The sequence below is a fragment of the Streptococcus sp. CCUG 71758 genome, assembly GCF_011714815.1.
Classification (GTDB): domain Bacteria; phylum Bacillota; class Bacilli; order Lactobacillales; family Streptococcaceae; genus Streptococcus; species Streptococcus halitosis.
In genome coordinates this window covers 41,126-58,013 of the sequence record NZ_RXXO01000003.1, presented here as the reverse complement: position 1 = coordinate 58,013, position 16,888 = coordinate 41,126, and the positions used below count along the sequence as shown (strand labels likewise).

The following is a 16,888-nucleotide window of genomic DNA, read 5'->3' as shown; positions in this document are numbered from 1 at the left end:
TTTGTGCTATAGTAAATGGTAACTAAATAGTCCTTTAAACCTGTCCCGTGAGGCAGGCAAGGAGCGCGATAAAGTAGAAGGGTGAAGTCTATACTGTTTATAGTAGGGCTCGCTTGGCTATACATTTCAAGTCTCCTTGTAGAAGGAGACTTTTCTTTTTGGAGGTTTGTCATGAAGACAAAAGAAGTTGTAGACGAATTGACTGTCAAACGAGCGATTACGCGAATTACTTATGAGATTATTGAGCGCAATAAAGATTTGAATAAAATTATCCTAGCGGGGATAAAAACGCGTGGTGTTTTCATCGCTCATCGTATCAAAGAACGCTTGGAGCAGTTGGAAAATATCACTGTTCCTGTTGTGGAATTGGACACCAAGCCTTTCCGTGACGATGTTAAAAGCGGAGAAGATACTTCTTTGATTTCTGTTGATGTGACAGACCGTGAAGTTATCTTGGTGGATGATGTACTCTATACAGGCCGTACTATCCGTGCTGCTATTGATAATATTGTTGGCCATGGTCGTCCTGCGCGCGTGAGTCTTGCGGTGCTAGTTGACCGTGGACATAGAGAATTGCCTATCCGTCCAGATTACGTTGGGAAAAATATCCCAACCAGTCGTTCTGAAGAAATCATCGTAGAGATGACAGAACTTGATGGCCAAGATAGAGTTCTGATTACTGAAGAAGCTTAGAAAGCTGAAGGAGTAGCTATGTCAGAAAATCAACAAGCATTGAACCATGTGGTTTCTATGGAAGACCTCACTGTCGATCAAGTGATGAAATTGATTAAGCGAGGAATTGAGTTTAAAAATGGAGCCCAGCTTCCTTATGAAGACCATCCGATTGTTTCAAATCTTTTCTTTGAGGATTCTACACGGACACATAAGTCCTTTGAAGTGGCAGAGATTAAGCTAGGGCTGGAGCGGCTTGACTTTGATGTGAAGACCAGCTCAGTAAATAAGGGCGAGACACTTTATGATACCATCTTAACCTTGTCTGCGCTTGGTGTAGATGTCTGTGTGATTCGTCACCCAGAGGTCGATTATTATAAAGAACTGATTGCGAGTCCAACCATTACGACTTCCATTATCAATGGTGGTGATGGTTCGGGACAACATCCTAGTCAGAGCTTGCTTGATTTGATGACCATTTATGAGGAATTTGGTCACTTTGAGGGTCTCAAGGTTGCTATTGCAGGCGACTTGGATCATTCACGTGTTGCCAAATCCAATATGCAGATTTTAAAACGCTTAGGAGCTGAACTGTATTTTGCAGGACCTGAGGAATGGAGAAGTCAAGAGTTTGCGGACTATGGACAGTTTGTAACTATTGATGAGATTGTTGATCAGGTGGATGTTTTGATGTTACTCCGAGTTCAACATGAACGCCATGAAAGCGGAGCGGTCTTTTCAAAAGAAGACTACCATGCTCAACACGGTTTGAACCAAGAACGCTATAATCGTTTGAAAGAAACAGCAATCATTATGCATCCTGCTCCAGTGAATCGAGATGTGGAAATTGCTGACCACTTGGTTGAAGCACCAAAATCACGCATTGTCCAACAAATGACCAACGGTGTCTTTGTTCGAATGGCAATTTTAGAATCCGTATTGGCGAGTAGAAACGCCAACTAAAACACAAGACGTTAAAAGACGCCAGTGAGCGTCCACGAGAGGTGAAAATATGACAAAAAGACTTCTAGTATTAGAAGATGGTACAGTTTTTGAAGGAAAGGCCTTCGGAGCAGACATTGATGTAACAGGTGAGATCGTCTTTAACACAGGGATGACCGGCTACCAAGAATCCATTACAGACCAGTCTTATAATGGACAAATCTTGACTTTCACTTATCCTTTGGTGGGAAATTATGGAATAAATCGTGATGATTATGAATCCATCATTCCAACTTGTAAGGGAGTTGTCGTTTTCGAAGAGGCACGTCGAGCTAGCAACTGGCGGAATCAAATGACGCTGGATGAATTTTTGAAAGCTAAGAAAATTCCGGGTATTTCAGGGATTGATACGCGTGCCCTTACCAAGATTATCCGTAAGCATGGTACGATGCGTGCAACCTTGACTCACGTTGGGGACAGTATGGACCATGTGACGGACCAGCTCCAAGCAACAGTCTTGCCGACAGACAATATCAAACAAGTTTCTACTAAAACTTCCTATCCAGCTCCTGGAGTTGGTTTGAGTGTGGTCTTAGTAGACTTTGGTCTCAAGCACTCCATCTTACGTGAACTTTCTAAGCGTAACTGTAACGTTACGGTTGTTCCTTATTCAACAACAGCAGAAGAGATTCTCCACCTTAATCCTGACGGAGTTATGTTGTCAAATGGACCAGGTAACCCAGAAGACGTTCCAGAAGCACTGGAGATGATTCGTGGTGTGCAAGGAAAAATTCCAATCTTCGGAATTTGTATGGGACACCAACTCTTTGCTATGGCAAACGGTGCTAAGACCTACAAGATGAAATTTGGTCACCGTGGATTTAACCACGCGGTACGTGAGATTGCTACAGGACGCGTAGACTTTACCAGCCAAAACCATGGTTATGCAGTTAGCCGTGAGGACTTGCCAGAGCACTTGATTATTACTCACGAAGAAATCAATGATAAGTCAGTTGAAGGTGTACGTCACAGATACCAACCAGGTTTTTCTGTACAATTCCACCCAGATGCAGCTCCTGGTCCACACGACGCTAGCTACCTCTTTGATGAATTTATCGAGATGATGGAAGCTTTTAAACAATCAAACTAAGAACGAGTAAAAGCTCGTCGAAGAATTTATGTAACTGAACACGGACGGAAAGCTCGGAATTTAGAGAAACCAACTTGGATTATCAATCCTTCCTTGGTTTACTAAAATTCAATCGCTCTCTATTCGTCCTTTGTATCTTATTTAATGGCAACCAGAAAGTTGCCGAATAGAAAGGCAGGTCGTTTCTTTTAGTCGCTATCGGGCGAACTAAAAACTCCCTGCACTAGATTTTTTATCGAAAATGATCGTTTCTCTAAAAAATCGTCGGAGAATTTATTTAATGGCAACCTGAGAGTTGCCGAATAGAAAGGAGAAGGGTGGTCCGTATTTGCTGAACTGAATACGGGCTACGGACGGTGCTAAAAAGATAGTTATTCCTAGAACTGATAGTTCTTCGTCATAACTCCTATTTTAGCTTTGTCCGCTTGACGCCCTTAATATCTTATAAATGCCTAAACGTACTGATATTCAAAAAATTATGGTGATTGGTTCTGGTCCGATTATTATTGGTCAGGCTGCTGAGTTTGACTACGCTGGGACTCAGGCCTGCTTGTCGTTGAAAGAGGAAGGTTATGAAGTTGTCTTGGTGAACTCAAACCCTGCCACTATCATGACGGATAAGGAGATTGCGGACAAGGTCTACATCGAACCGATTACACTCGAGTTTGTGACGCGTATTCTCCGTAAGGAACGTCCAGATGCCTTGCTACCGACCCTTGGTGGACAAACTGGTCTCAATATGGCCATGGAATTATCTAAAAATGGTATCCTAGATGAGCTCGGAGTAGAGCTTCTGGGTACTAAACTATCTGCTATCGACCAAGCAGAGGACCGTGACCTTTTTAAACAATTGATGGAAGAGCTTGAGCAACCAATTCCAGAATCTGAAATTGTCAACACAGTGGAAGAAGCAGTTGCTTTTGCGGCATCAATCGGCTATCCAGTCATTGTCCGTCCAGCCTTTACCCTAGGTGGTACTGGTGGTGGTATGTGTTCCAACGAGGAAGAATTGCGTGAAATCGCTGAAAATGGGTTGAAACTGTCACCTGTTACCCAATGTTTGATTGAACGTTCAATCGCAGGTTTCAAAGAAATCGAATACGAGGTTATGCGAGACTCAGCTGACAATGCTTTGGTTGTTTGTAACATGGAAAACTTTGACCCAGTTGGGATTCATACAGGGGATTCCATCGTCTTCGCTCCTGCGCAAACCATGTCAGACTATGAAAACCAAATGCTACGTGACGCGAGCTTGAGCATTATCCGCGCACTCAAGATTGAAGGTGGGTGTAACGTTCAGCTGGCCCTTGATCCGCATAGCTTCAAGTACTATGTTATCGAAGTAAACCCTCGTGTATCGCGTTCGTCAGCTCTTGCTTCTAAGGCGACGGGTTATCCGATTGCCAAATTGGCTGCCAAGATTGCCGTTGGTTTGACTCTGGATGAGGTCATCAACCCAGTTACAGGTTCAACTTATGCTATGTTTGAACCAGCTCTTGACTACGTCGTTGCTAAGATTCCACGTTTCCCATTTGACAAGTTTGAAAAAGGTGAGCGTCGTCTCGGAACTCAGATGAAAGCGACTGGGGAAGTCATGGCCATTGGTCGTAACATCGAGGAATCTCTTCTAAAAGCCTGTCGTTCACTTGAAATTGGGGTTCACCACAATGAAATGCCTGAATTGGCAACCGTTTCTGATGATGCCTTGATTGAAAAGGTTGTCAAGGCCCAAGATGACCGTCTCTTCTACGTATCAGAAGCTATTCGCCGTGGTTACACACCAGAAGAGATTGCAGATTTGACTAAGATTGATATCTTCTATCTTGATAAACTCTTGCATATCTTTGAAATTGAGCAAGAATTAGGAACTCATCCACAAGATGTAGCAGTCCTAAAAACAGCAAAACTCAATGGTTTCTCAGATCGTAAGATTGCGGAACTCTGGAAAACGACAGCTGACCAAGTTCGCCAACTTCGTTTGGAAAACAAGATTGTTCCAGTCTACAAGATGGTCGATACCTGTGCGGCAGAATTCGACTCTGAAACACCATATTTCTATTCAACCTATGGCTGGGAAAATGAGTCTATCAAGTCTGATAAGGAATCTGTACTTGTCTTAGGTTCAGGTCCAATCCGTATCGGTCAAGGGGTTGAGTTTGACTACGCAACTGTTCACTCTGTTAAGGCTATTCAGGCTGCTGGTTATGAAGCCATCATCATGAATTCAAACCCAGAGACCGTTTCAACAGACTTCTCAGTATCTGACAAGCTCTACTTTGAACCGTTGACTTTCGAAGATGTTATGAATGTTATCGACTTGGAGCAGCCAAAAGGCGTTATCGTTCAGTTTGGTGGTCAAACAGCTATCAACCTTGCCGAGCCATTGGCCAAAGCAGGAGTGACCATTCTTGGTACACAAGTTGCTGACCTAGACCGGGCGGAAGACCGCGACCTCTTTGAGCAAGCCCTTAAAGACTTGGATATTCCACAGCCACCAGGCCAAACAGCAACCAATGAAGAAGAAGCGGTGCTTGCAGCTCGCAAGATTGGTTTCCCAGTCCTTGTTCGCCCATCTTATGTCTTGGGGGGACGTGCCATGGAAATCGTTGAAAACGAAGAAGACCTCCGTTCTTACATGCGTACCGCTGTTAAGGCTAGTCCAGACCACCCAGTTCTTGTTGACTCTTACATCGTTGGGCAAGAGTGTGAAGTGGATGCCATCTCAGACGGAGAAAATGTCCTTATCCCTGGTATCATGGAGCATATCGAACGTGCCGGTGTCCACTCAGGTGACTCAATGGCCGTTTATCCTCCACAAACCTTGTCGCAAAAGGTACAGGAAACCATCGCAGACTACACCAAACGCCTAGCAATTGGTCTCAACTGTCTTGGTATGATGAACATTCAGTTTGTTATCAAGGATGAGAAAGTCTATGTTATCGAGGTCAACCCACGTGCCAGCCGTACGGTTCCATTCCTTTCTAAGGTAACCAATATCCCTATGGCTCAGGTAGCGACTAAGTTGATTCTTGGTCAAAGTCTCGAAGAACTTGGTTACCAAGATGGACTTTACCCTGAAAGCACACGAGTTCATATCAAAGCGCCAGTCTTCTCCTTTACCAAGCTAGCGAAAGTAGACAGCTTGCTCGGTCCTGAAATGAAATCGACAGGGGAAGTCATGGGTTCTGATACAACTCTTGAAAAAGCGCTCTATAAAGCTTTTGAAGCTTCATACCTTCACTTGCCTACTTTTGGTAATGTTGTCTTTACCATCGCTGATGATGCAAAAGAAGAAGCTTTAGATTTAGCTCGTCGTTTCCAAAACATTGGTTACGGAATCCTTGCAACTGCAGGAACAGCGGAGTTCTTTGCAAATCATGGACTTCAAGCTCAACTAGTTGGGAAAATCGGTGATGACGAACATGATATTCCTAGCTACGTCCGTAAAGGAAAAATCCAAGCTATCATCAATACTGTCGGAACCAAACGAACTGCTGACGAAGATGGTGAGCAAATCCGTCGTTCAGCCATTGAACACGGAGTGCCACTCTTTACAGCTCTAGATACAGCTAATGCCATGCTCAAGGTGCTAGAAAGCCGTAGTTTTGTCACAGAAGCGATCTAGTTGAGAAAGATTTTTCACAGTTTTAAAGCCAGCGTTTTCTGACGCTGGCTTTTACAATACTGATATTGCTTATTTCAACTATCATTTCTTTTATTAGGAATCATTCTAAAATGTGATATAATAAGGGTGAATTGGAAATAGGTAAACTATTTTCATCATTCTTTCAAAAAATATTCTATTAAGAAGTATGTAAAGACAGATTAGAAAGTGGGAAATCCCTATGTCCTCTTATGAAAAAGTCTCTCTTTCTGAGATCAATCAATCTATTGAGACTCCAAATAACAATCATTTTTGGCAAAATCTAAAAGCATTCTTAGGACCTGGTGCACTTGTGGCAGTTGGCTACATGGATCCTGGAAATTGGATCACCAGTGTGGTTGGTGGTGCCTCCTACAAGTACAGCCTTTTATTTGTTATTTTAATTTCATCCATCATCGCCATGCAGCTACAACAGATGGCTGGTAAGCTCGGTATCGTGACTAGGATGGACCTAGCACAGGCAACAGCTCATCATGCTCCCAAGTGGCTTCGCTATAGTTTGTGGGTGATTTTAGAATTAGCTTTAATGGCGACAGACTTGGCTGAGGTTCTAGGTTCAGCGATTGCCTTAAATCTTTTGTTTAAAATACCGATTATGGTCGCTATCCTCCTAACCGTTTTAGATGTGTTTCTTTTGTTGTTGTTGATGAAATTTGGTTTCAAAAAAATTGAATCTATTGTTACGACCCTTATTTTAACCATATTAGCCATCTTTACCTATCTTGTGGCCTTATCCAATCCAAGTATCCAGGGGATCATTGGTGGTTATTTGCCAACTTCAACTTTATTTGAAACACCGTTACCGGGTCATGAAAGTCAATTGACCTTGGCTCTAGGGATTGTAGGAGCGACAGTCATGCCTCATAATCTCTATCTCCATTCCTCTCTATCCCAAACAAGGAAAATCAATCACAAAGATAAGAAGGATGTTCGAAAAGCCGTGCGTTTTATGACCTGGGATTCAAATCTTCAGTTGTCCCTAGCCTTTATTGTCAATTCCTTACTTCTCATTTTAGGTGCCTCCCTCTTTTTTGGTCATGCATCTGAAATTTCAGCTTTCTCCCAAATGTACAATGCTTTACAGGATTCGACAATAGCAGGAGCGATAGCCAGCTCAACTCTGTCAACTTTATTTGCTCTAGCTCTCTTAGCAAGTGGTCAAAATTCGACCATTACAGGCACTTTGACAGGACAGATTGTCATGGAAGGTTTCTTACATCTAAGATTGCCTCAGTGGCTTATCCGTATCGGTACCCGTATTTTTGCCTTGCTACCTGTGATTATAGTCGCCGTTTTATTTGGGTATCAAGAAAAAACCTTGGATCAGTTATTGGTCTATTCACAGGTCTTTCTTTCAATCGCTCTTCCGTTTTCAATTTTCCCCTTGATTTATCTAACCTCTAAAAAGTCACTGATGGGAGAATTCACCAATGCCAAGTGGAACACCATCCTAGGTTACGCAGTTTCAATCATCTTGACCATTCTCAATATCAAGCTTCTTTTCGATATTTTTTAACCTCGTTTGAAATCAATCATAGTGTCAGCGTGAAGCTTGACAAAGAGAAAGTAGTAGTGGTTGGTTCATAAAAATAAGTACAAAAAAAGAACAGTTGAAACTGTTCTTTTTATGATTATTTGAGACCGTATTTTTTGTTGAAACGATCCACACGTCCATCTGCTTGAGTGAACTTTTGACGTCCAGTGTAGAATGGGTGTGAGTCTGATGAAATTTCCACACGGATCAATGGGTAAGTTTCGCCTTCGAACTCAACAGTTTCGTTAGAGCGTTTTGTTGAACCGCTAAGGAATTTGTAACCAGTAGTTGTGTCCATGAAGACAACTGGGCGATATTCTGGATGGATATCTTTTTTCATTTTGCAATATTTCCTTTCTGCCATGGTCTCTTTGCGAGCCATAGATTGTTACCATACTAGTCTATCAGATTCTGAAAAGTTTGGCAAGTATTTTATTAGTTTTTAAGCAAGTTTTTTAACTTTTGATAGATGATTTCGTTTTCCTCTAAGCTATAGGAATTGGCGCCACTGGCTAATGGATGCCCTCCCCCGTCGTGTCGTTTGGCAATCTCATTGATAGGGGCGATTTTACTTCGCATTCGCACACGGAAGTGACCATCAGCTTGCTCAACAAAGATAGCCCAAGCCTTAACGGTATCAATTCGGCCAGGTGCTCCGACAATCGCAGCCGTTTCAGCATCCGTAACCTTATATTTTTTCAGGATTTCTTGAGTAAGCAGAACGCGTGCAGCTCCATTCTCATCGACTTCTAAGTGATCATAAACATACCCTTGCAGTTTTGCAATCTTGAAGCTCATGGTATCCATTTGACGAGATAATCCAGCAAAGTCAAAATCAATTTCTCGGAGCTGGCCAGCTATTCTAAAGGTACGAGCACTAGTTGACGGGTAGAGAAAACGCCCTGTATCCCCGACAATTCCTGCATAGAGAAGTCGTGCCGCTTCACTAGACAAAGCTAGCTGATTTTCTTGAGCAAATAATGCAATCATCTCACTGGCACTGCTTGAACTTGTATCCACCCAAGATAGGTCACCATAGATATCATCGTTTGGATGGTGATCAATTTTGATGGTGAAAGCAGCTTGTTCGTAGCGTTTATCATCGATACGAGGACGATTCGCTGTATCACAAATAATAGCAAGAGCTCCTTGGTAGTCACTGTCTTGGACAGTATCCATTTCCGCCATCCAGGTTAGAGTGGGTTCGTTAAAACCGACCGCTTTGATAGTCTTTTCTGGAAAATGGTGTGTAAGAAGAGTTTTCAAGCCCACCTGACTTCCCAAGGCATCAGGGTCTGGTTTCATATGACGATGAATGATAATGGTATCGTATTCTTTGATTTTCTCTAAAATTTGCTGGCAAATTTCCATAAATAACCTCAATTCTTTCTCATTTCATTGTAGCACAAGAATTTTTATTTTTAAAATGAAAAAGATATGATATAATGGAGAAAGATAAATTGAGGAGGACGATATGGCATTAGCAAAAATTGTATTTGCCAGTATGACCGGTAATACCGAAGAAATTGCAGATATTGTAGCAGATAAATTGCGTGACTTGGGCTTGGATGTCGATGTGGATGAATGTACGACTGTTGACGCTTCAGACTTCTTGGAGGCGGACATCGCAATCGTTGCGACTTATACTTACGGAGACGGAGAATTGCCAGATGAGATGATGGACTTCTATGAAGATCTAGCAGATCTCAACTTGAATGGCAAAATCTACGGAGTGGTCGGTTCAGGAGATACTTTCTACGACGAATTCTGTAAGGCTGTTGATGACTTTGATCGTGTTTTTGTAGCGACAGGAGCAGAAAAAGGTTCAGAGTGTGTTAAAGTTGATCTTTCTGCTGAAGAAGAAGACATCGAACGTTTGGAACAATTCGCAGAAGAATTGGCTGCAAAAGTAGGATAAGAATCAAACTGCGCTGACTGGAAGAAGTCAGTGCGTTTTTTTATTAGTTTTTTGGGGATTTTACTAGCCTATTTAGAGGGTTTTTGATACAATAATTCAAATAAAGGAGGAGACTGTATGAACTTAGATATGATTCGGCAAGAAATTGATCAAATCGACGACCAAATCGTCAAGCTCTTGGAAGAACGGATGCATTTGGTTGAGGGAGTAGTTGCCTATAAGAAAGCCTCAAGAAAACCTATTTTAGATTCTAAGAGAGAAGCGGTTATTTTTGAAAAGGTTAGAAGTCGTGTAGAGGACAAGCGCTATCAGGAGACTATTGTTGCGACTTTTTCTGACATACTCAAACGTTCGCGTGATTATCAGGATCAAAATATCAAATGAAAAAAGAACAATTTTATCCGCTTGGAATTTTTCTGGCTGCAATGGTGGGAGGCCTTATCCGCTACTTTGTATCTAGTCAGTTGCCAGCCAGTCCTGAATTTCCTTGGGGAACCCTTCTCGTCAATTATCTGGGAATATTCTGCCTAGTCTATCTGGTGAAAGGCTATTTGGTCTATAAGAGAACTAGTAAAGGCTTAATTTTGGCGCTGGGGACGGGTTTTTGCGGTGGCCTGACAACCTTTTCTAGCCTAATGCTTGATGCAGTAAAACTGCTTGATACCGGGCGTTATCTTAGCTTAATCATCTATCTGCTTTTGAGTATTGGAGGAGGTCTACTCTTGGCTTATGTTCTAGGGAGGAAGAAATGGTAATCGTTTATCTTGCAATCGCCTGCGGGTTCGGAGCCCTGGTGCGTTATTTCTTTTCCCGCTATAATCAAGCTTCAAAATTACCTCTAGGAACTCTCCTTGCCAATCTTCTAGGATGTTTTTTAATTGGCCTACTCTACAATCATGTGGAGTCCAAGGAAATCTATGCTATCCTAGCGACAGGTTTTTGTGGAGGGTTGACGACCTTTTCAACCTTGAATGACGAGCTGCAAAGACTATTAAGTGACAAGAAGGTATTTTATAGCTATTTTCTCTTAACTTACATAGGCGGCTTAGTGGCGATTTTTTTAGGAATTCTGCTATAAATTTCTTTACTTTTAGGTAGAAATTTGGTAAACTATATCCTGTGTGTAATGGACGCACAAAAATACAGTTTATCCGCTGAGGAAGGTTCCTCAAGATTGACAAAGATAGGAGAATAAAATGAATCCATTAATCCAAAGCTTGACTGAAGGTCAACTTCGTACAGATATCCCATCATTCCGTCCTGGTGACACTGTTCGTGTACACGCGAAAGTTGTCGAAGGTAACCGTGAACGTATCCAGATTTTTGAAGGTGTTGTTATTGCACGTAAAGGTGCAGGCATCTCAGAAAACTACACAGTTCGTAAAATCTCTAACGGTGTAGGTGTTGAGCGTATCTTCCCAATCCACACTCCACGTGTTGAAAAGATCGAAGTTGTTCGTTACGGTAAAGTACGTCGTGCGAAATTGTACTACTTGCGTGCTCTTCAAGGTAAAGCAGCTCGTATCAAAGAAATCCGTCGTTAATTCGACTAAAAAACTCTGCTTACCCAGCAGGGTTTTTCTCTAGCTCCCTTAGTTCAATGGATATAACAACTCCCTCCTAAGGAGTAGTTGCAGGTTCGATTCCTGCAGGGGGCATTTTTAGTAATGTAAAGAAAGACAAAGAAAATTCAAAGTGTTAGTTTAAAGGCAATCATCACAAGTTTGTTTTTTAAAATAACTTAGTATTTTTGGAATTTTTGACCAAAGTGTGACCAAAAGTCAATGAATATAGAATAAAGTAGATCAGGAAACTGGTCTATTTATTTTGTAATTATTAATGAACAGTATTTTTTAAGTTTATAATATTCAGTTTAAGTTAAATAGTTGTAATTATAGTATATAAGTTTTTCTTTGTTAATGGTATAATATAAAGTATATAGAGCTATTTTTCGAGGTGCGGATTTGGCAAATAATAGACAAATTGAGACATTAGGTGTTTCATATCTGACAACATTCATAAATAGACATAGTTTACTTCAGACTTATTTTGATAGTAATGATAAAACTCCAGTCTGGGATGGTGAGATTCATGTTCTTAAATCTTCTAGTGAGAAAAAAAGTGAAATATTTGGTAAAGTACCTGTTCAAATTAAAGCTACAAGGCAACAGAAGAATAAATTGAAATCCTTCTTGTTAGACATAAGTGATTTAGAATTATATTCAAAAAATGGTGGTGTAGTTTTATTCGTAGTTTGGTTAAGTGAGAATGGTGATTTAAGAAATATCTACTATAAATCATTACCTCCTCTTTCTATAAAAAAACTAATCAAAAAAAATAATTTAAAAAATAAAACAACAAGCAATAAGAAACTTTCTGTACAGATTCATGAATTAGACGAACAAAAACTGTACCCCATGCTAGTCGATTTTATAACAAATAGTCGTAAGCAATATAGCTTCATAAATGTTGATGGTATTTCAGTTGAAGATATCTCTGATGATAGTAACCTTAAATTCTATTTTTATGGTCAAGGAAAGGGAGAAATCTTTAACTACCAGGAAGAAAATGATCTCTTCATTTATTATAAAGATCCTTTAACTGGTATTGAAGTACCACTTGAAAATACAATAAAGGTTGTCGAAACTTACGAGGAAACAGATTTAATTATTACAGTTGGAGATACTATTTTTCAAGATGTAAAAAGACATCGATTCCCTGATGGGAGTGTACAACTACATTTTGGTGAATGCTTTAAAATGTCCTTTGATGTAAATAAAAAAATATTTAAATTTAATTATACAAGGTCTAATATGCTCTCAAAAGCCATAGAGTGTACGGAGGTACTTCAAGAGCTAGGAAGAGTAGGATATTTTAATCTCAATGGAAATAAAATAGAACTAGATAATCAGTCAATATCGGATATTACTTCACGGAATTTAGATAGCGATATAAAGGATTTGAGACAGATTTCTAACTTCTTGGAAAATATGGGTGTACAAAAGGATCTTGATCTAAACTACTTTGATAAACAATCTCAAAAAAATCTAAATATCCTTAATTCAGGTCTTGTTCTAAAGAAGAAGGATGCCTTTGATTATAATGAATCTAAATTACTTCATCTAAGAATTGCTAATATCCATATTATTGCCTTATATGATTTTACAATAGATAAGAACGGAACTATGATTGATATCTTTACTGAAATTCCCTGGTGTAGGAGAGGTGAGGGGAAGGATTCTTCAGATATTTCAATTTTTGAAGTTTTTGAACCTAACGATTGGCTAAAAATAGATAATTGTAATTTTGATTCGGTTATTGCCTCATATCAAAGATTAGTTGATAATGACTTGAAATTTGAAGATGCTAACAACACTATTATAAAAATAGTTATTGCTGCTGACATGGCAGAAGATGCTTCTAGAAGAGAGTTATTGCTTAATTGGGCACAATGTCTTTCTAATTGGAACTTAAAATACTCCCAAAATAGTGAGATAGCTATAATAAATGACCTTCAAATAAAATCTAGAGTTCGTAAATTAAACAGCAAAGAAATGGAGATTCTGAGCAATATTTTAGTAAATAGTAATGATAACTATGAACTTTGTTTCGGTTCATCAGTGTTATTAAAATCGAAACCACAAGCTGATTTGTTTTGGAATAAACTGGATAATGAGACAAAAGAAAGATATAAAGACTTTCCTATTTATACTTTGTATATGAAATTATCGTAAAATTAAAAGAGATTATAAAGAGATAACATATAGAAATAGAGAGTGATTTATTACAATTCAGTACCACAAATTAAGGAAGCAATGCCTATTTTTTGTACTCTCAAGATTTAAGTAACTGTACAACACGTACATGAAAAAATTACATGTAGGGAGAGTTTTTGTACTCTCAAGATTTAAGTAACTGTACAACACCTCATGCTTGAAGATGGCCGATTGGCTGAAAAAGAAAGTTTCAACATCGAGCCTGACGGATTGATCACTACAAAATAATTTTTTAAAAATAGAAAGGAAATTTTCTAAAATATTGTTCGAATTGTAACCGCAGGCTCAGGCTTGCGGGCTTTTTTGTTTGCAATAATAAAAGCAGTGACGGAAATCACTGCTTATCAGCTGTAGCAAATTCATAAAGTTTTTCTGCTGTGAGAAGTGCCATTTTGTCCATGCTTGTTTTTCCTTTTCTGAGGTCAGAAACGGTAGTCCATGGCACACCGGCACCTTGTGAAATAGCAGATGTAGAAATAGAACTATTAAGTAATTCTTGAATAATTTTTCTCATATTTTTCTTTACCTCAATTTTTATCTTAATCATATTATATAACGGAGAACCGAGATGTCAAGTGTTTTGATAAATTATTTCTAATTCTAAGATGAAATAGATAAAACCCGCTCAGTTGAGCGGGTTTCGTCTATTCTTACTTTTTTACAATACCCACGTACGGATGGCATGGGCAACGCCAGATTCATCATTTGTTTTAGTGATGTATTTGGCGATTTTTTTGAGTTCTGGATTTCCGTTTTCCATGACTACAGGGTTGCCAACGACTTCCAGCATGGCACGGTCATTTTCTTCGTCTCCGATTGCCATGGTTTCATCTGTGGTCAATCCGAGTTTTTCAGCTAGGTGAGTGATGGCTGAACCCTTGTCTACATTCTTTTTAAGGAGTTCGAGGTAGAAAGGAGCAGATTTGTTGATGGAGTAGCGTTCGTAAAATTCTGCTGGTATCTTTTCAATCGCAACGTCGAGAATTTCCGGTTCATCGATAAACATACACTTGACGATTTCCTTGTCAGCCATTTCTTCAGGAGTGCGGTAAAAGATAGGCATGTTGACGAGGGTTGATTCGTGCACTGTGTATTTTCCGATATTGCGATTGGCAGTATAGATACCGTCCTTGGTAATAGCGTGCATGTGGACACCGAGTTTGCGACTGAGAAATTCCATATCGAGATAGTCCTCATAGGCTAAAGATTCGCTGATAATCTCATGGCCAGTAGCAGTTTCTTGGACAAGGGCACCGTTGAAGGTTACCACATAGTCACCCTTGTCTCTCAACTGCAAGTCGTCCAGAAGTTTAGCAACACCTGCGATAGGGCGGCCAGTTGCAATCACGACTTTGACGCCAGCTTGTTTGGCATCTTGGATGGCAGAAAAGACTTCAGGAGTGATTTCCTTTTTACTGTTAACCAGGGTACCATCGATATCGACAGCGATTAGTTTAATACTCATAAATTTCCTCTTCTAGTTTTTATTTGGGGTAAAATGATCGTTCTCAATCAAGTGTAAAAATTGCTGGGTGATACTTGCGAAGATGCTATTTTGATCCAACATTTCTTTTGGAAAATAGAAACGATTGTCACCGTGGCGGCTGCCAGCAAGGGATTGGACGATAGGGGACAGGCTAGATAGTTCTGCCAGTTCACCATTTTTTTGTAAAATCTCAATCTGTGTCCTTGGATTTTCAGATTCGGGTCGATAGATATCATAAGGTAGGTCAAAGTTCTTATGAATAGCAGTATAGTAGTCTGGATCAAAACCGATATCTTCAACCAGTTGTCTCATGGTTGCGAGTTGGTCTTGGTCTTTTTCTGAAAAAGTAATGGATTTAAAGACCTTGCGGTTGACAAAGCGTTGCGACAAGTCGGCTAGTATCTTGTCAGGACTGGTCATCCAGAGTTGGAAGTAGGTATTCATCACGCCATCATCCAGAGCTAGATAGTCAGACAAGGTCACATTTTTTTCAAAGAAAGGAAGGAGATGTGGAGAAGTTCGTGCAAAGAAATCTTTGTCTTCAGGATAGAGTTCCTTAGCGCGTTTGAGGAGATTCTGTAGAAGAACTTCCATGGCGCGTGTTGCTGGGTGGAAATAAACCTGCATATACATCTGATAGCGACTGAGCACGTAGTCTTCGATGGCATGCATGCCGTTGCGCTGAAAGGCGATCCCATTTTCGACAGGACGAATGACTCGGAGGATGCGAGTCAGGTCAAATTCCCCATAAGATGCTCCTGTAAAATAGGAGTCGCGCAAGAGATAGTCCATGCGGTCCGCATCGATCTGACTGGAAATGAGCTGTACGACCTGCTTGTTAGGGTAGGTATGGTCGATGACACTAGCCACCTTTTCAGGAAAATCGGGCGCCACTTGTAACAGGACTTGGTGAATCTCTGTATCAGGACTTTGGATGATTTCCTGAGTAATGGCCTCATGATCTGTATCAAAAAGATGTTCAAAAGTATGAGAGTAGGCACCATGCCCAAGGTCATGGAGGAGCGCAGCAGTCATGGTCAAAAGAGACTCAGCAGGATCCCATTCTTCAGGATATTTTTCTTCAAAAATCTCTGTGATGCGTCGTGCAATCTCATAGACTCCTAGACAGTGGGAAAAGCGACTGTGCTCCCCACCATGGAAGGTATAGCTGGAAGTTCCTAGCTGTTTGATACGACGCAGACGTTGAAATTCTTTTGTATTGATCAAGTCATAGATGACTTGATTATTGACATGGATATAGTTGTGAACTGGGTCACGGAATACTTTTTCGTTCATATGATCATTATAGCAAAATCCTGCTCTTTTTGGTAAAATAGTAGGACAAGAGACAAGAAAGAGGACCTGATGTGAAGATTCGGATGCGAAATACGATTCAGTTTGATGAGCAGTTGGAAGTGATTGACCAGCTTTATGACGTTGAAGTGCATGAAAAAGGGGATTTTAGCTATTTACTCTTTTATAATGAGGAAAAAGAAAAAGTAGTCATTAAATTCCATGGTCAAGAACTGGTGATGACCCGTTTCTCGAGTCCCAAAACCATCATGCGTTTTCTAAAGGATAGTGATAGTTTGGCCTATATTCCGACACCAATGGGGATGCAGGAGTTTATCATACAAACGAATTACTATGAACTGGATGGGCAAAAGATTGAATTAGCCTATCAACTGCAAAACCAAGAGGGACACCCCTTTGCCAGCTATCAATTAGAAATTACTTGGGGATAAG

Annotated in this window: 17 protein-coding genes and 1 tRNA gene; 13 read left to right on the top strand and 5 right to left on the bottom strand. The window is 40.3% G+C overall.

All coding sequences use genetic code 11. The annotated features are described in order from the left end of the window. Nucleotides 1-171: 171 nt before the first annotated feature. From pyrR to EKB01_RS06720, 5 genes are all read left to right on the top strand, one after another. A complete protein-coding gene (gene pyrR, locus EKB01_RS06740; RefSeq protein WP_000850018.1) occupies nucleotides 172-693 on the top strand; it encodes a bifunctional pyr operon transcriptional regulator/uracil phosphoribosyltransferase PyrR in 522 nt (173 codons plus the stop codon). Nucleotides 694-711: 18 nt separating this feature from the next. Next, nucleotides 712-1,635 (top strand): aspartate carbamoyltransferase catalytic subunit, encoded by a 924-nt coding sequence (locus tag EKB01_RS06735; protein WP_167266236.1) that lies wholly within the window; start codon nucleotides 712-714, stop codon nucleotides 1,633-1,635. Nucleotides 1,636-1,684: 49 nt separating this feature from the next. Further along, a complete protein-coding gene (locus tag EKB01_RS06730; protein ID WP_125388774.1) occupies nucleotides 1,685-2,764 on the top strand; it encodes a carbamoyl phosphate synthase small subunit in 1,080 nt (359 codons plus the stop codon). A 448-nt stretch (nucleotides 2,765-3,212) separates the two neighbouring features. Then, nucleotides 3,213-6,389 carry a carbamoyl-phosphate synthase large subunit gene (gene carB, locus EKB01_RS06725; protein WP_167266233.1) on the top strand — a complete coding sequence of 1,059 codons (3,177 nt, stop codon included), beginning with the start codon at nucleotides 3,213-3,215 and terminating at the stop codon, nucleotides 6,387-6,389. 220 nt (nucleotides 6,390-6,609) lie between these two features. Beyond that, entirely contained in the window at nucleotides 6,610-7,944 is a 1,335-nt protein-coding gene (locus EKB01_RS06720) for an Nramp family divalent metal transporter (RefSeq protein ID WP_084875465.1), read from the top strand. Nucleotides 7,945-8,059: 115 nt separating this feature from the next. Here the strand turns inward: EKB01_RS06720 and EKB01_RS06715 are convergent, their stop codons facing one another. Then, nucleotides 8,060-8,302: a type B 50S ribosomal protein L31 gene (locus EKB01_RS06715; protein ID WP_000710762.1), complete on the bottom strand. Its 243-nt coding sequence runs from the start codon at nucleotides 8,300-8,302 to the stop codon at nucleotides 8,060-8,062. Nucleotides 8,303-8,397: 95 nt separating this feature from the next. Continuing rightward, nucleotides 8,398-9,333, bottom strand: a complete 936-nt coding sequence (locus EKB01_RS06710) for a bifunctional oligoribonuclease/PAP phosphatase NrnA (RefSeq protein ID WP_167266230.1) — start codon at nucleotides 9,331-9,333, stop codon at nucleotides 8,398-8,400. 103 nt (nucleotides 9,334-9,436) lie between these two features. On the opposite strand from EKB01_RS06710, the gene EKB01_RS06705 reads away from it, so the two are divergent. The 7 genes from EKB01_RS06705 (at nucleotide 9,437) to EKB01_RS06675 (ending at nucleotide 13,614) form a co-directional block, all read left to right on the top strand. Further along, a complete protein-coding gene (locus EKB01_RS06705; protein WP_001162125.1) occupies nucleotides 9,437-9,880 on the top strand; it encodes a flavodoxin in 444 nt (147 codons plus the stop codon). 117 nt (nucleotides 9,881-9,997) lie between these two features. Next, the gene (locus EKB01_RS06700) at nucleotides 9,998-10,264 is read left to right on the top strand and encodes a chorismate mutase (RefSeq protein WP_033583996.1); all 267 of its coding nucleotides are present in this window, start codon (nucleotides 9,998-10,000) and stop codon (nucleotides 10,262-10,264) included. After that, the gene (crcB, locus tag EKB01_RS06695; RefSeq protein WP_000712109.1) at nucleotides 10,261-10,635 is read left to right on the top strand and encodes a fluoride efflux transporter CrcB; all 375 of its coding nucleotides are present in this window, start codon (nucleotides 10,261-10,263) and stop codon (nucleotides 10,633-10,635) included. Before EKB01_RS06700 ends, crcB (EKB01_RS06695) begins: the two co-directional genes overlap by 4 nt. After that, nucleotides 10,629-10,958 (top strand): fluoride efflux transporter CrcB, encoded by a 330-nt coding sequence (gene crcB / locus EKB01_RS06690; RefSeq protein ID WP_033583998.1) that lies wholly within the window; start codon nucleotides 10,629-10,631, stop codon nucleotides 10,956-10,958. The genes crcB (EKB01_RS06695) and crcB (EKB01_RS06690) overlap by 7 nt, the downstream gene beginning before the upstream one ends. 118 nt (nucleotides 10,959-11,076) lie before the next feature. Beyond that, complete coding sequence (gene rplS, locus EKB01_RS06685) at nucleotides 11,077-11,424, top strand: 50S ribosomal protein L19 (RefSeq protein WP_001068669.1); 348 nt, start codon at nucleotides 11,077-11,079, stop codon at nucleotides 11,422-11,424. A 42-nt stretch (nucleotides 11,425-11,466) separates the two neighbouring features. Then, a tRNA-Arg gene (locus tag EKB01_RS06680) sits at nucleotides 11,467-11,538 on the top strand. A 306-nt stretch (nucleotides 11,539-11,844) separates the two neighbouring features. Next, nucleotides 11,845-13,614 (top strand): DUF4365 domain-containing protein, encoded by a 1,770-nt coding sequence (locus EKB01_RS06675; protein ID WP_033584000.1) that lies wholly within the window; start codon nucleotides 11,845-11,847, stop codon nucleotides 13,612-13,614. Nucleotides 13,615-13,990: 376 nt separating this feature from the next. Here EKB01_RS06675 and EKB01_RS06670 read toward each other — a convergent pair whose 3' ends face one another. The 3 genes from EKB01_RS06670 to EKB01_RS06660 form a co-directional block, all read right to left on the bottom strand. Next, nucleotides 13,991-14,170 (bottom strand): hypothetical protein, encoded by a 180-nt coding sequence (locus tag EKB01_RS06670; protein WP_033584002.1) that lies wholly within the window; start codon nucleotides 14,168-14,170, stop codon nucleotides 13,991-13,993. Between the two features lie 144 nt (nucleotides 14,171-14,314). After that, entirely contained in the window at nucleotides 14,315-15,121 is an 807-nt protein-coding gene (yidA, locus tag EKB01_RS06665) for a sugar-phosphatase (RefSeq protein WP_084867036.1), read from the bottom strand. A 12-nt stretch (nucleotides 15,122-15,133) separates the two neighbouring features. After that, nucleotides 15,134-16,438: an HD domain-containing protein gene (locus EKB01_RS06660; protein ID WP_109289818.1), complete on the bottom strand. Its 1,305-nt coding sequence runs from the start codon at nucleotides 16,436-16,438 to the stop codon at nucleotides 15,134-15,136. Between the two features lie 71 nt (nucleotides 16,439-16,509). Between EKB01_RS06660 and EKB01_RS06655 the strand changes: the two genes are divergently transcribed. Next, nucleotides 16,510-16,887: a DUF1934 domain-containing protein gene (locus tag EKB01_RS06655; RefSeq protein WP_109289819.1), complete on the top strand. Its 378-nt coding sequence runs from the start codon at nucleotides 16,510-16,512 to the stop codon at nucleotides 16,885-16,887. Nucleotide 16,888: the final 1 nt, after the last annotated feature.